This window comes from Streptomyces sp. NPDC033165 (genome assembly GCF_055577965.1).
This window is the reverse complement of sequence record NZ_JBVIPK010000001.1, coordinates 494,899-507,741: the sequence shown is the minus strand read 5'-3', so window position 1 is coordinate 507,741 and position 12,843 is coordinate 494,899. Positions and strand designations below refer to the sequence as shown.

General features: G+C 69.9%; 15 protein-coding genes and 1 other RNA gene. 4 read left to right on the top strand and 12 right to left on the bottom strand.

Annotated features, from left to right (window positions below; all coding sequences use genetic code 11):
• Positions 1–11: 11 nt before the first annotated feature.
• Entirely contained in the window at positions 12–305 is a 294-nt protein-coding gene (locus tag ACZ5WC_RS02335) for a hypothetical protein (protein WP_468539058.1), read from the top strand.
• 16 nt (positions 306–321) lie between these two features.
• On the opposite strand, the gene yaaA is transcribed toward ACZ5WC_RS02335, so the two are convergent.
• Complete coding sequence (gene yaaA / locus ACZ5WC_RS02330; RefSeq protein WP_468539057.1) at positions 322–1,122, bottom strand: peroxide stress protein YaaA; 801 nt, start codon at positions 1,120–1,122, stop codon at positions 322–324.
• Positions 1,123–1,344: 222 nt separating this feature from the next.
• Between yaaA and ACZ5WC_RS02325 the strand changes: the two genes are divergently transcribed.
• Positions 1,345–2,787, top strand: a complete 1,443-nt coding sequence (locus ACZ5WC_RS02325; RefSeq protein WP_468539056.1) for an RNB domain-containing ribonuclease — start codon at positions 1,345–1,347, stop codon at positions 2,785–2,787.
• Here ACZ5WC_RS02325 and ACZ5WC_RS02320 read toward each other — a convergent pair.
• Both ACZ5WC_RS02320 and ACZ5WC_RS02315 read right to left on the bottom strand, forming a co-directional pair.
• Complete coding sequence (locus ACZ5WC_RS02320) at positions 2,738–3,631, bottom strand: hypothetical protein (RefSeq protein WP_468539055.1); 894 nt, start codon at positions 3,629–3,631, stop codon at positions 2,738–2,740. The two genes, ACZ5WC_RS02325 and ACZ5WC_RS02320, sit on opposite strands and share 50 nt — an antisense overlap.
• Positions 3,628–4,374: a MerR family transcriptional regulator gene (locus tag ACZ5WC_RS02315; RefSeq protein ID WP_468539054.1), complete on the bottom strand. Its 747-nt coding sequence runs from the start codon at positions 4,372–4,374 to the stop codon at positions 3,628–3,630. Before ACZ5WC_RS02315 ends, ACZ5WC_RS02320 begins: the two co-directional genes overlap by 4 nt.
• A 193-nt stretch (positions 4,375–4,567) precedes the next feature.
• On the opposite strand from ACZ5WC_RS02315, the gene rnpB reads away from it, so the two are divergent.
• An RNA gene (rnpB, locus tag ACZ5WC_RS02310) (RNase P RNA component class A) lies at positions 4,568–4,976 on the top strand.
• Between the two features lie 179 nt (positions 4,977–5,155).
• On the opposite strand, the gene ACZ5WC_RS02305 is transcribed toward rnpB, so the two are convergent.
• The 6 genes from ACZ5WC_RS02305 to ACZ5WC_RS02280 form a co-directional block, all read right to left on the bottom strand.
• A complete protein-coding gene (locus tag ACZ5WC_RS02305; RefSeq protein ID WP_468539053.1) occupies positions 5,156–5,536 on the bottom strand; it encodes a glutamate ligase domain-containing protein in 381 nt (126 codons plus the stop codon).
• A 16-nt stretch (positions 5,537–5,552) separates the two neighbouring features.
• The gene (locus tag ACZ5WC_RS02300; protein ID WP_468539052.1) at positions 5,553–6,161 is read right to left on the bottom strand and encodes a C39 family peptidase; all 609 of its coding nucleotides are present in this window, start codon (positions 6,159–6,161) and stop codon (positions 5,553–5,555) included.
• Complete coding sequence (locus tag ACZ5WC_RS02295) at positions 6,094–7,185, bottom strand: D-alanine--D-alanine ligase family protein (protein WP_468539051.1); 1,092 nt, start codon at positions 7,183–7,185, stop codon at positions 6,094–6,096. The genes ACZ5WC_RS02300 and ACZ5WC_RS02295 overlap by 68 nt, the downstream gene beginning before the upstream one ends.
• The gene (gene dapF / locus ACZ5WC_RS02290) at positions 7,182–7,985 is read right to left on the bottom strand and encodes a diaminopimelate epimerase (protein ID WP_468539050.1); all 804 of its coding nucleotides are present in this window, start codon (positions 7,983–7,985) and stop codon (positions 7,182–7,184) included. The genes ACZ5WC_RS02295 and dapF overlap by 4 nt, the downstream gene beginning before the upstream one ends.
• 590 nt (positions 7,986–8,575) lie before the next feature.
• Complete coding sequence (locus ACZ5WC_RS02285) at positions 8,576–9,655, bottom strand: methyltransferase domain-containing protein (protein WP_468539398.1); 1,080 nt, start codon at positions 9,653–9,655, stop codon at positions 8,576–8,578.
• A gap of 153 nt (positions 9,656–9,808) precedes the next feature.
• Entirely contained in the window at positions 9,809–9,949 is a 141-nt protein-coding gene (locus ACZ5WC_RS02280) for a hypothetical protein (RefSeq protein WP_468539049.1), read from the bottom strand.
• A gap of 145 nt (positions 9,950–10,094) precedes the next feature.
• Between ACZ5WC_RS02280 and ACZ5WC_RS02275 the strand changes: the two genes are divergently transcribed.
• Positions 10,095–11,273: a helix-turn-helix domain-containing protein gene (locus tag ACZ5WC_RS02275; protein ID WP_468539048.1), complete on the top strand. Its 1,179-nt coding sequence runs from the start codon at positions 10,095–10,097 to the stop codon at positions 11,271–11,273.
• Positions 11,274–11,303: 30 nt separating this feature from the next.
• On the opposite strand, the gene ACZ5WC_RS02270 is transcribed toward ACZ5WC_RS02275, so the two are convergent.
• Genes ACZ5WC_RS02270 through ACZ5WC_RS02260 form a run of 3 tightly spaced genes read right to left on the bottom strand, consistent with a single transcriptional unit; the run spans position 11,304 to position 12,558 of the window.
• On the bottom strand, positions 11,304–11,726 hold the full coding sequence (locus ACZ5WC_RS02270; protein ID WP_468539047.1) for an RNA polymerase sigma factor sigma-70 region 4 domain-containing protein: 423 nt from the start codon (positions 11,724–11,726) through the stop codon (positions 11,304–11,306).
• Complete coding sequence (locus ACZ5WC_RS02265) at positions 11,723–12,070, bottom strand: hypothetical protein (protein ID WP_468539046.1); 348 nt, start codon at positions 12,068–12,070, stop codon at positions 11,723–11,725. Before ACZ5WC_RS02265 ends, ACZ5WC_RS02270 begins: the two co-directional genes overlap by 4 nt.
• Complete coding sequence (locus tag ACZ5WC_RS02260; protein ID WP_468539045.1) at positions 12,067–12,558, bottom strand: hypothetical protein; 492 nt, start codon at positions 12,556–12,558, stop codon at positions 12,067–12,069. Before ACZ5WC_RS02260 ends, ACZ5WC_RS02265 begins: the two co-directional genes overlap by 4 nt.
• Positions 12,559–12,843: the final 285 nt, after the last annotated feature.

Sequence of the window (12,843 nt, the reverse complement as noted above, 5' to 3'; positions counted from 1 at the left end):
AGGGGTGCGCGATGGCGTCGGTGCTGGGAGTACTGGGAGTGCTGGGAGTGCTGGAGGAGCGGGAGACAGCGGCCCGCGTGCGGGTGGAGGGGTTACGGGAGGAAGCCGCGCGGTTGGCCGAGGTGTCGGAGGTCGCCGCGATCGCGGTGGAGCCGGGCCTTGACGCGACACCGGCGAAGGTCGAGGGGCTGCGGTCGAAAGCCCGGCGCCCGGCGGAGCGCGGCCGGCTCCTCCTGGAGGCGTCAGGGGCGTTCAGCGCCGTCCGGCGGACCGTGACCGTCCCGGACGCCGGCACATCCGCGTGACCATCGACCACCGGCCCTAGTGGATCTCCGTCACCACCACATCCAGCGACCACGGCCGCCCGGCCCGGGCCGGCTCCTCGGCCTCCACCACGTAACCGAGGTCCCGCAGCGCCTCCACCAGCTGCGCCGGACCCTTCGGCCGGGCCCCCGCCAGCAGCAGATCCCGTACCAGCCGCCCCTTCGTCGCCTTGTTGAAGTGGCTCACCACGGACCGCTTCTCGACCCCGTCCACCACCTGGGACTGGAGCACCCGCACACTCGCCGTGCGCGCGGCCACCTCACCCTTCGGCTTCCAGGCGGAGGCGTACGCCGAGGACCGCAGGTCCAGGACGAGCCCGTCACCGGCGGCCTCGGGCATGACCGCTGCCATGGGCGTACGCCAGTACGCGCCGAGCGCCCCGAGGCCGGGCAGCTTCACGCCCCCCGAGCAGCGGTACGGCGGAATCCGGTCGCCGATCCGGACCGCGCCCCACAGCCCGGAGAAGACCAGCAGCGACGTCGACGCGAGCCGCCGGGCGCCCGCGTCCAGAGACGCCAGATCCAACGCGTCGTACAGCACACCGGTGTACAGCTCCCCGGCCGGACGGGTCCCGGCAGTCCGCAACTCGGCGTTCTTCGCGACCTCGCCCCGCAGCCCCACACTGAGCCCGAGCACCTCGCGCGCCTTCTCCTCGTCCGCCTGGCACAGCTCGACCAGCTCGTCCAGCACCGCCGCCCGGGCCGGGGCGAGCCCCGGAAGCGACAGCGACTCCGGCTTCAGGGACGCCCCCCGCCCCGAGGCGGCCTTTCCTTCGGAGGGCGGCAACAGCACGAGCACGGCGGTTCTCCTTCGTACGTACGGCGCAAGCGCGGGCCTGGTTCGCGTGCGGGCGCTCCGGGTCCCCGGCAAGGGTACGGGGACGGACCGGCCCTGCCCGTACGCGCGGGACGGCTGGGCACAGCCGGGCCGCCGCGTCCGGCTCGCGGCGGCGCTGCCCGCGCGCGGGGAGCGGCGCGCCGCCCGGATGCCGCCCGCCACCTCCCGGCCTACGCTCGGTCCATGCCCCGCCGCCACCTGCGTATGACCGGCGCAGCCGACTGCTCGCTCGGGGCCGCCCTGCGGGCGCTGCGCACCGAGCCCGATCTGCCCGGCGCCTTCCCGCCCGAGGTGCTCGCGGAGGCGGAGGCGGCGGCGAGAGCCCCGGACCTGGGCGTCCGCGAGGACGCCACGGACCTGCCGTTCCTCACCATCGACCCGCCCGCCTCCACGGACCTCGACCAGGCGATGCACCTGGAGCGCCGCCGGGACGGCTACCGCGTGCACTACGCCATCGCGGACGTCGCCGCCTTTGTGCGGCCGGGCGGCGCGCTCGACGCCGAGGCCCACCGCAGGGTCACCACGCTCTACTTTCCCGACGACCGGCTTCCGCTCCATCCCGCCGTCCTCTCCGAGGGAGCCGCCAGCCTGCTCCCCGGCGAGGTGCGCCCGGCCGCCCTGTGGCGGATCGACCTCGACAGCGACGGGCGCACCGTCGCCACCGACGTACGCCGGGCCCTGGTCCGCAGCCGGGCGAAGCTCGACTACGCGGGCGTGCAGCGACAGGTCGACGCGGGCACCGCCGAGGAGCCCCTGGCCCTGCTCCGCGACATCGGCCGACTGCGCGAGGAACAGGAGCTGGCGCGCGGCGGCATCTCGCTCAACGTCCCCGAACAGGAGATCGTCGAGCACGAGGGCTCCTACGGCCTCGCCTACCGCGCCACGCTCCCCGCCGAGGCCTGGAACGCGCAGATCTCGCTCCTCACCGGCATGGCCGCCGCCCGGCTGATGGCCGACGCGGGCACCGGCATCCTGCGCACCCTCCCGGTCGCCCCCGACGGGGCCGTCGCCCGGCTGCGGCGCTCCGCCCGCGCCCTGCGCATCGACTGGCCGCACCACGTCCCGTACGCCGAGGTCGTCCGCTCCCTCGACCCGAGCAAGGGCAACGACGCGGCGTTCCTCCAGGAGTGCACCACCCTGCTGCGCGGGGCCGGGTACACGGCCTTCGACCACGGCGACCTCCCCGACCCCGCCGTGCACGCCGCCGTAGCCGACCTCTACACGCACTGCACCGCGCCGCTGCGCCGCCTGGTCGACCGGTACTCCTCCGAGCTCTGCCTCGCCGCGGCCGCCGGGAAGGAGGCCCCGGACTGGGTACGGGAGGCGCTCCCCGTCCTCCCGAAGGAGATGGCCGAGGGCACGCGCCGCGCCAACACCGTGGAGCGCGCCAGCGTGGACCTGGTCGAGTCGGCGCTGCTGGAGCGGCACGTGGGCGAGGTGTTCGACGCGTATGTCGTCGACGTCCAGGACCGCGACCCGTCCGTCGGCACCGTGCACCTCCGGGATCCGGCGGTCGTCGGCCGGGTCGAGGGCGGCGCGGCCCCGCTCCCGCTGGGGGAACGGCTGCGGGTCCGGCTCACGCAGGCAGGCCCGGGGACGGGTTCGGTGCTGTTCGCTCCGGCGTGAGCGAGGGCGTCACGAGAGCCGCGACGGCTGCCCGGGGATCGTCCGCGTTGAACCGGAGCGTACGGGCGCTCCCGCGCCGGCCGAGCGGCCGCACGAACTCCACCGGCTCCGTCAGCTCCACGGTCACCGTCGTCTGGCTCCCCACCGCCAGATCGAGCGTCCCGTCCTCGTCCACCCGGACCAGCCCCCCGCCCGGGAAGCGCCGGTCCACCCGGGCGGCGGCGATGACGGCGGCGGGCACCCGGAGCTCGAACAGGACGCCGTAGCGCAGCCGCAGCGAACCGTCCGCCTCGACCACGTGCGGCCGGGTCACGCACGCCGCGTGCATCGCGAGGATCACGAGGACGCCGTACACATCCACGACGAGCAGGATCGCGTGGACCAGCGGCCAGGGGATCACCAGGGCCAGCACCACCGTCTCCAGGACGGAGACGAGCGCGAAGGTGTACATCATCGCGGTCTGCGGCCCGGTGTACGGGACGGGCAGCGCCTCCTCCGGAATCCGGTGCCGACGACGTACGACCCACAGCCCGAGGCTGTGCAGGGCCCGGAACTCGTGCGTCACGAGCCGCCGCAACGCCACCGGCACCAGAGTGCCCACCGCCGCCCGCAGGGCCTCCCGCCGCCCGGTGCCGTCCCGTCGGCGGGACGCCGCGTACAGCCGCCACAGCACCCGGGCGTCCAGGACGAGCACGGCCACCACCAGGGCCTCGGCCCCCAGCAGGACCGGGGCGGGTATCCGCACCCCGGCCACCACACAGACGACCAGCACCAGTTCACCGGGCAGCACCGACCACGCGGCGGCCCTGGCCACCCGCAGCCCCGCCGCCCTCCCGGCGCTCACGTCTTCCTCCCCCGTACCCGCTCGGCCAGCGCCACCATCACCCGGCGCACCACCTCGCGCTGCGCGGGCGGGTAGTCGTCGAGCAGCACCCGCCCGAACCCGGCCGGCGCGGGCTCCCCGTCCGGGATCACCGCCAGCACCTCGTCCGGCACGGCCGCGACCAGCTCGTCCGCCAGGGGCGCGATACGCGGATCGTCCACCCCGGCCCCGGCCAGCTCGTCGAGCCGCGTGTACAGGGCGAGTACGCCCGGGTCCTCGGCCAGCGGCCGCAGCGCCGCGAACACCTCGGCCCCGGCCCCACCGCCCGCCGCGTCCAGCAACGCCAGATGCTCGCGGTCCTTCGCGGCGGCCGGGGACGCGGTGGCGGGCGCGTTCTCCAGGAGCGTGGCGAGGGCGGGGGAGAACGGCCCGTCCGAGGCGAGCGGCGCCTCCAGGAGCGCGGCCAGGACCTGCCGCCGCTCATGGATCTCCCGCTCCTGCCGCGCCAGATCGGCTTCCAGCTCCCCGAGCACCTCGGCCAGCTCCCGCCCCGCGTCGTCCGCGAGCACGTCCCGCACCTCGTCCAGGGAGAGCCCGATCTCCGACAGCCGCCTGATCCTGGCCAGCAGCACGGCATCGCGGACGCTGTACGCGCGATAGCCGTTGGCCTGCCGGGCGGGCTCGGGCAGGAGGCCGATGTGGTGGTAGTGCCGGACGGCCCGGGAGGTGACTCCGACGAGCGTGGCGATCTCTCCGATACGCATGCGGCCAGTAGAAACGTTGACGTTGCGACAAGGTCAAGCGACAGCCCCGCCGGCCCCGCCACGGCTGCTTCCGTACTTCCGCCCTCCCCGGTCCCGCGCCAGGACCGTGAGGACGGGGAGGCCCGGGGGCCGCGACCGGGGGACGCGGGCAGGGCCGCCCGTACCGGCCCGGTAGGATGGCGGTCACGGCAGACGAGTCGTGCGGACGGCCGCGTGAGGATCCCCGGATCCTCCCGAGGAACGTCCGGGCTCCACAGAGCAGGGTGGTGGCTAACGGCCACCCGGGGTGACCCGCGGGACAGTGCCACAGAAAACAGACCGCCCGGGACTTCGGTCGCGGGTAAGGGTGAAACGGTGGTGTAAGAGACCACCAGCGCCTGAGGTGACTCAGGCGGCTAGGTAAACCCCACCCGGAGCAAGGTCAAGATGGGGTCGTGCCGGAAACGGGACGGCCCTGCGTGAACGTCCGAGGGCTGCTCGCCCGAGTTCACGGGTAGACCGCAGGAGGCCGACAGCAATGCCGGTCCTAGATGGATGGCCGTCTCCCCGGCCGCCGCGAGGCGACCGGGAGACAGAACCCGGCGTACAGCACGGCTCGTCTGCTGCCCCCCGGGCCACTTCTATGCTTCTGCGGACGAGTGATCACTACTCACTCTTTGTGACTATTTCTCGGGTGTTTCTCGGTGCTGTGTGGCGATCCTGTGGCGGCGGGTAGGCGACCGAGGAAGCCTTCAGCGCGGCGTGGCGGTGCGCTGGGCAAGTCGGGGTTCGGGCGCGAGCCTCAGGTCAGGTGCTGGCCGGACAGATCCGTAACGGGCTGGCCCGTGAGGGACTGGGCGATCTGCCAGAGCTGACCGCCCCGTGACGCCTTGACGAGCACTGTGTCTCCCGGCTGGAGAATGGTGTGTAGGAAGGCCGCAGCAGTCTTGTTGTCACCCACCATCGCCACATCGGGGACACCCGTGTCGCCAGCGGCGAGGGCGAGCTGCTTTGCGAGGTCTCCGCCGATCGCGAGAACGAGGTCGACACCGACTTCGGCGGCGAACCGGCCGATCTCGCGGTGTGCCTCGACTGCCTGGTCTCCCAGCTCAAGCATTTCCCCTAGCACGGCGATCATCCGGCCGCCTTCGGCCCGGACCGTACAGGCGCCTGCCTCGGTCATCAAGATTCTCCGTCGCTCAGGGTGTGAAGGTGATCGCGCGGCCGGTATACGAGTGGGCTAGGCGGCTCAGCGGGGCTCGGTCATGTTTCTGGCCCCAGGCCGACGGGTCACGGAAGTGAACAATCGGGTCCGGGCCGTCTTCGTAGCCGCGAAGGATGATCAGGTGGCCACCCTTGCGGCCGTCGTCGGGAAGCTGCTCGGTCACGGAGACCATCAGCGGCGCGGTGTCGAGTCGACTCGCCAGCTCCTCGACGAGTACCGGCTCGGCGGTCGACGGAACTCCCAGGTCGGTCGCCAGCCTTGCGATACCTGCGTGGAGTGCTCCGCGAGGTGTCAGAACCTCGTGCTTGACCGCGAGCTTCAGGAGTTCCGTGACCGTGGGCGGCTCTTGCCCGTAGGCGAGCAGGATCATCCGGAGGGATGCCAGGCCGCACGCCCGGTTGGACCATTCGATCCTGTCCCCGAGTGCCCAGCCTCCGTGTTGATCCCACTCGGTAGAGGCGATGAGCTGACGGCACAGGGGGACATCGTGGACGCGCGGCACAGCGGCAGGGCTCCTACAGCGAGACGGCGGTCTCCCGGGCCGCCGTGGAGCCGGAGAACACGGGAGAGGGCAGGGGGACATCGTACGGCTGGCGGGTGAGCGCCTCGTGGAGCATCGCCAGTACCACATCGCTGTGGTTGAGGCCGCTCAGCACTGCACCGACGATGTAGTTGCTGCCCCACGACATGCCCGGCGTCGTGTTCACCTCCAGGGCGTACAACTCACCGGCCCCCGTGACCATGAAGTCGACCCTCGCCTGACCGCGCAGGCCGAGCCCCTTCCACAGGGTCTTCGCGTGGCTGATCAGCCGCATCAGGACATCGGGGGTCAGGTCGGCACGTTCGACAGACACGCTTCCCTTCGCATCCGCGTCGAGCTTCGTCTCGGCGTCGTAGTATTCGGCCTCGTGAACCCGGGTCTCCAGCGGGGGAAAGACCAGCACTTCACCTGTGGGCAGCTCCAGCATCCCCACCGTGACCGGCGTGCCGGGCGTATACATCTCGACGAGCACCTGACGGTTGCCGGCGCCGGATGCAGCCCTGAGCGCTTCCGTGAGATGCACCTCCTCGTGCACCAGGGTCATGCCGACGCTGGACCCTCCGAACGGGTCCTTCACCATGACGCTGCCGCCATCCCACTCGGCCGGGCCGCCGGACCAGACGCACCAGTCAGGGGTCGGGACTCCGAGGGTCTCCATGACTCGCTTGCAGAGAATCTTGTCGGCGGCCACTGCCGATGCGGGGACGTCACTCCCGCAATAGGGCACGCGCAGGTACTCCATGAGGCCCTGGAGCTTGCCGTCTTCTCCGAACGGGCCGTGGAGGTTGGACAGGGCCACGTCGTAGCGACTCACCTCCTCGATGAAGTCCGGGCTGGTCGGGTCGAGGATCTTGAACCACACCCCCAGGCTCGCGAGCGACTCGGCCAGCGCCGTGCTCGACCTCTGTTCGACCGGACACTTCGTCGAGTAGAGCTGGTCCTCGGCCGACAGGGGGCCGTACACCACTGCGACCTTGAGGCCCTGATGTTCGCGCCTCCAGCCCCTCAGGCAGCTGGTAGCGCGCTGCACGGCCTCTGCGTCAGTGGAGTCGAGGAACTTCGTCACGAGAGGACCCCTTCGAAAACCTGGGTGACGGCTCCGCCGACCCATCGGGTCTGCGGACGGTTGCCGTGTGGACGTACGGTCAGCGGCTCTCCAGCCCGGTTGTGCACGGTCACGTCGCCGTCAGCGACAAGTCCGCGCATGGTGGCGACGATGGCCGCTGCAACCGCACCACTGCCGCAGGAGAGGGTCTCGGCCTCGACTCCGCGCTCGTACGTGCGGATTTTCAACGACTGGTGGCCGACGGGCTGCACGAAGTTCACGTTCGTGCCGAGCGGGACCAGCACTTCGTGATGCCGAATCAGACGCCCTACGGTCACTGCGTCGATGGCGTCCACGTCAGGCACGAGGGCGACCACGTGTTCCGTGCCGGTGTGAAGCCCGTCGAACCAGATGACACGTTCGTTGATCACCACGTTCACGAGCCGCGGCTGAAGGGTGCCAACTTCGGTGGTGACCCACGTGGCGTCCTGCTGGACAACGGCCTCGTGAGCGACGCCGGCCATGATGAGCTTGAGCTCCGTGACCCCGTAGAGCTGATGCGCGCTCCAGGCGGTGCATCGGAGAGCATTGCCGCACATGGTGGCGGTCGAGCCGTCGGCGTTGAAGCACTCGACTTCGAGTAGCCGTCCGTCGTCGCTGAGACGCTTGGTCACGACGAGGCCGTCAGCGCCGACACCGATGCCACGGGCGCAGAGCCGCTCGGCTTCCTTCCCCCAGTTCCTACTCAGGGCGGGGTCGGGGTCGGGGTCGGGTAACAGGATGAAGTCGTTGCCTGCCCCGTGGATCTTTCGGAAATGCATGGCAGAGCTCCTTGGTCTCCTTGCGGGACGATGATGTTGGAGCCCGCCCGCTGCCGCGGATTATGACCAGCCGGGGGAGCCAGGTCGGGCATCCAGGGCGGCAGCGGGCGGAGGTCTGCGCTCGCCTCGGTTGGCACCGCCGGGTCGGCTCGGAGGCCGGGCGATGCGACTGGGGCGAGAGGCCGGTTACTGGCTTCCGGGTTGCAGCCGTCCTGTGACGGCCAGCACCAGGAAGGCGCAGATGGACCCCCAGACGAGGAAGGCAAGGAGGCCGCCCCAGAACCAGCCGTCCGAGGTGACCTTCCACTGGCCGATGGACCGTGTGGTCCTCTGCCGGTGCGAAGGTCGTCCCTTGACGGATGGCCTATGAGGGGAGGCAAGCTGGTTCCGGTCACGCATGAGGAGGTCCTTCCTCCCTCGGTTGGTGATCGCGTTGAGACCTGCCTCGCCTACGACGCTCTTTGGCCGGATCGCGTAGGCGGGGCAGGGGCTTCTCGGGGATTGCCGTGAGAACCCGGCTGGGGACGCTTGCGCTGGGCAGCGTCCCTTTCACCGCTCCGAAGAGGACGGTGCAGCACTTGGGACCCACGTCAGGCGGTATCGCCCTTGGTCTGGTTCGGGACCGGGCTGTCGGGTGTGTCGAGCCACGCGGTGAAGTCGGGGCCGCCGGTCGTTGTGAGGCCGAAGCGCTCGAACCCGGGACGGCCTCGACTGTCCCACCAGCGCCAGGCTGCCTCCAGCTCATCCCACAGCCGACGGGGGCCCGCCTGGGCGACCACGTAGCCGTCCAGGCCGGGGGCGTAGTCGGCCGTGGCCCAACTGGAGGAGTCACGGGTGCTGCCGAGCCACAGCCGGTACGAGCCGTCCTGCCTCGCTTCGTCCGGGTCCCCGTCCTCCACCGGCTCGCCGTACGTGACGCGGCAGAACAGGTCCGGGACCTGGACACCGATGGCGAACATGTGAATCCAGTCGCCCACGTTGTCCGGGGACAGCTCGGTGACAGTCAGGTCGGCGTCGGCCGGCCAGTCCTGCCCGCCCAGGCGTTCGGGAATCTGGGGGAGCTGTTTGCGCTGCTGCGAGATGCGCATGAACGCCGACGAGCGGGTGAAGTGCCCCTGCGCGACTCCAGACTCATCGACCGTCAGCCGGACGATTCCTTCTCCACCGTACGTGGGCCCCCAGGGCGCGACGATAATGGAGCCGGGCCTAGCCTGCCCGACCCACTGGGTCGGGATCTCGCCAACCGAGCAGGTCGCGATGATGCGGTCGTACGGAGCCTTCTTGCCGTAGCCGCTGGTCCCGTCGTCGATGGTGATGTGCGGAGCGAAGTCGCAGGAGTGGAGGCGTCCCCGCGCGGCCTGCGCCAACTCGGAGTCGACCTCGACGGTGAAAACGTTCTGGTCACCAAGGCGGTGACACAGAAGCGCCGCGTTCCACCCGGTACCCGTGCCGATCTCCAGTACGCGCTGCCCCGGCTTCACGTCGAGATCGTGAAGCATGGAGAAGACCATCGTGGGCATAGAGGAGGAGGACGTGGGAGTGCGCCCGCGTCCAGGTCCGTCGTAGCTTCCTCGGTCCCACTGCGTCGTGATCGGCGCGTCCGTCCACGCGGCCTGACGCCACAGGTCCGGGGTCTCGGAGCGTAGAACCCGGTCGTCCTGGCGGTTCATGCCGGCCCGGCCGGGCCAGATGGCGTCCGGGAGGAACTTGTCCCTCGGGCAGGCAGTGAAGGAGGGAAGCCAGTCAGAGGTGAGGGACCCCTTGCTGACCAGCTCCGCCGCGAGTGACTCCGATGTCGGTGGTGTCCTGGTCTCTTCGGTCATCTACTTGCCGTCCGCCGGGCCCTGGCCGTCGTTGGTGTTCCCACCCTCGTCGCTGCCCCCGCCTCCGTGCTTGTTCCCGCTGTTCGAGTCGTCCTGCGGGTTGCCGCCTTCAGTGGCCTTGAGGGTCCACCAGATGCTCATGTGTGCCTCCGTGTTGAGGTCGACTTGCTGTCTGTAACCAGACAACCGTGGAGGACCAAGATCAGTTGACACAGCGCTTGCACAACTGCAATGAGCCAAGCTCTAGTTGGTGTTGCCGAGCTTCTTGACATGGAAGAGTAGCTACATGGAGAGCACCCCCACCGCCGGTGAGAACATCGCCGTATTGCGCAAGGCTCGCGAAATGGGCCAAACGAAGCTGGCTCGGGAAGCGAAGATTTCCGTCTCGTATCTAACGAAGATCGAGACGGGGCTCCGGCCGGCCACGCCGCCCGTGGTGGCGGCTATCGCGAAGGCTCTCCATGTCCCCACCGCCCGCATCTACGGTCAGCCGTTTCTCGGGCCATCGGAGCAAGCCGATCTCCTCAATGAACTGCGTGGCGCCGTTCGTCGGCACACTCTGCCCAAGGAGGACACGCCCCCGCTTGACCAGCTCGCGGCCAGCCTCAAAGACGCGGCCGAACTGCGGGCGGAAACCCGCTACCTCCAGTTGCTGCGAGTCCTGCCCAAGCTGCTGGGACAGGCAACGGCGACCGCGATCGATGCAAGCGGCGATGCTCAAGCCTGGGGGCAGGTAGCTGATCTGTACGGCTGCGCCTATGCGGTGGCTCATCGTCTGGCACAGCCCGACCTCGCCGACATGATCGTCTCCCGCCAGCAGTGGGCTGCCCAGCAGACCTGGAACCCAACGGCCGAGGCCGCTGCTGCATGGAACGAGGCCGGCACTTTCCAATCTGCGGGGCAGTACGACGATGGGCTTGCGATCGTCGAGCGCGCGATCTCGAAGTACGAGTCTGCTGGGGGAAATGGGCCCGAGCGCGTCATAGCGCTTGGTTCCCTCCACCTGCGAGGGGTGGTACTCGCCTCCCGACACAAGGACAAGAGCGCCACCGCGGACCATCTCCAGAAGGCGAAGACGCTGTCTGGGCAGCTCGACGGTGACCTGCTGCGGCATAATCTCACCTTCGGCGCCGGGAACACAGCGCTCTACGAACTTGCGGCCCACATCGAACTTGACCAGCCGGGCAAGGCGACAGCAATGTCCGACCCGTTGATGCTGACCCCGCCATCCGGCCTCAAGCCAAATCGTCTTGGACGCCTCTACATCGACGTGGCCAGGGCCAGGCTCGCGACAAAGGATCTTCAGGGTGCCGAGGAGGCGCTGAAGAAGGCGTTCGAGGTCTCCCCGCAGATGGCCGAGATCCACCCGATGAGTCGCGAGGTGCTGCGAGTTCTCTCCGTCATGCATCAACGGAGCCGCCCCGACCTGATGACGATGGCCAAGCGGACAGGGCTCGCGCCGTAAGCGGTTTTTGAAGCGAAGGAGGACTCCTCTCTAACCGAAGCCCTCCTTGCGCCGTCCGCCCCACGGCATGGCAGGCTGCTCCTCCAGCGCGTCATAGCCATCGACGTAGGCGGTTCCATTGAGCTGTGCGGCGATCTTTCCGACGCCTCGCTCGATCCGGTAGCGCACGGCGCGGCCGGTGATACCGTCGCGGGCGGCGATCAGCTCGTCTGGCCAGTCCAAGGCGTATCGGAGAAACAGAGCCCGCCGCTCCTTCAGGGAGAGGTCGCATGTTGCCCATCCCCGACTGATGTCGGCCAGGTGGGCGAGCAGTGTGCTGACTGTCTCTGGATCGACGGTCCCTTTCGGCATGTCCGCGTCCGGGGCGGTCGGGCTGCGGCCGCCGTACGCGGCCCCGATATCCCAGACGGCCGGGAGGAGGTGCTCGACGAGCGTGCGCTCATACCTGCTCACGCACGCTCCCTTCGTCCCGCCTCGCAGGCGGCCTCGTACGAGGTGTGGCGGACGCGATGCTTGGCCTCGGTCAGCCAGCGGTCACGAAGCCGTTGGGAGAGCCATCGGTGCAGCAGGCCGGTGCCGTGCTGGGCGAGGATCTGCCGCACGGTCGAGGCGCGCTCGGCGGCCACCAACAACGCCTCCTGGACAGCGTCGTCGTACTCCAGCGTGAGGCCGTAGTCGCGGGCGAAGTATCGGGCGACCGCCTCCGCCACGCTCTCGACCTGCGGCTCGGCGAGGACGGACCAGTCGACGGCCGGGGCGGCTTCGGCTGATTCGAGGTCGGCGAGATGCAGGCTCATCGGACCACTTCCTTCACGGGCACCTGGCCGTCGCGCGTCACGGCGACAATCAGACCCGGCGCCCCCGTGGTGCCCTTGGCGTGCCGCCACCACGTGGACTCGCTCTCCATGGCCGGTGGCTGGAGGAACGTCCGCGGGCCGTCGGCATCCACGTATTCGTTGTGGGGGTGGCCGACGAGCAGGACATCCGCCTGGTGCATGGCCGACTCCTTGTTGAATGCCTGGCCGCGCCACCAGTCCCAATGCTTCCCCGGCCGCCACTGGTGCCCGTGTGCATGCGCCACCGTGGTCCCGGAGCAGTCCACGATGACGGTGAGCTCGTCGGTGTCCGGGACGTAGCACTCGACGTGCCCGTACAGCTCTGGGTTCAGCTCCAGGGCGTCGCGGACGGAGATCAGGGCCTCGGTGTCGTGAGAGTCGTCGTAGCGGGTCACGCCGCGTCCGGCGAAGCGCACGGCCTCGCTGTGGTTGCCTGGTACGGCCGCCATGGTCACCCGCTCGGCGAGGGGGCATCGTCATTGCGGCGTGCAGCATCACGAGACGAGTGAGGCGGATCTGCTCGGTGAGGGTGAGCTGCGTTCGCCAGGCGTTCGCTCCGCCCTGGGGCTGGAACCCTTCGATGTGATCGCCGAGCCAGCCGAGGTGGACGTGACTCCGAGCACCCGTGGCTGAGTCCCTTCGACGCCGCCGCCCTGGCGAGCGAGTCGGCGCTGATCCTGCGCGACCTGGAGCGATTCGACGAGGCCCTGGCCCACGCCAAGGACGCCGTACGC

What these genes read in the sequence shown, in the direction of transcription:
- ACZ5WC_RS02285 (WP_468539398.1), bottom strand. Translation starts at nt 9,655, where the DNA reads ATGAACCGCCAGGACGACCGGGTTCTACGCTCCGAGACCCCGGACCTG.
- ACZ5WC_RS02335 (WP_468539058.1), top strand. Translation starts at nt 12, where the DNA reads ATGGCGTCGGTGCTGGGAGTACTGGGAGTGCTGGGAGTGCTGGAGGAG.
- ACZ5WC_RS02265 (WP_468539046.1), bottom strand. Translation starts at nt 12,070, where the DNA reads ATGAGCCTGCATCTCGCCGACCTCGAATCAGCCGAAGCCGCCCCGGCC.
- ACZ5WC_RS02275 (WP_468539048.1), top strand. Translation starts at nt 10,095, where the DNA reads ATGGAGAGCACCCCCACCGCCGGTGAGAACATCGCCGTATTGCGCAAG.
- ACZ5WC_RS02280 (WP_468539049.1), bottom strand. Translation starts at nt 9,949, where the DNA reads ATGAGCATCTGGTGGACCCTCAAGGCCACTGAAGGCGGCAACCCGCAG.
- dapF (WP_468539050.1), bottom strand. Translation starts at nt 7,985, where the DNA reads ATGCATTTCCGAAAGATCCACGGGGCAGGCAACGACTTCATCCTGTTA.
- ACZ5WC_RS02300 (WP_468539052.1), bottom strand. Translation starts at nt 6,161, where the DNA reads ATGTCCCCCTGCCCTCTCCCGTGTTCTCCGGCTCCACGGCGGCCCGGG.
- ACZ5WC_RS02315 (WP_468539054.1), bottom strand. Translation starts at nt 4,374, where the DNA reads ATGCGTATCGGAGAGATCGCCACGCTCGTCGGAGTCACCTCCCGGGCC.
- ACZ5WC_RS02260 (WP_468539045.1), bottom strand. Translation starts at nt 12,558, where the DNA reads ATGGCGGCCGTACCAGGCAACCACAGCGAGGCCGTGCGCTTCGCCGGA.
- ACZ5WC_RS02325 (WP_468539056.1), top strand. Translation starts at nt 1,345, where the DNA reads ATGCCCCGCCGCCACCTGCGTATGACCGGCGCAGCCGACTGCTCGCTC.
- ACZ5WC_RS02305 (WP_468539053.1), bottom strand. Translation starts at nt 5,536, where the DNA reads ATGACCGAGGCAGGCGCCTGTACGGTCCGGGCCGAAGGCGGCCGGATG.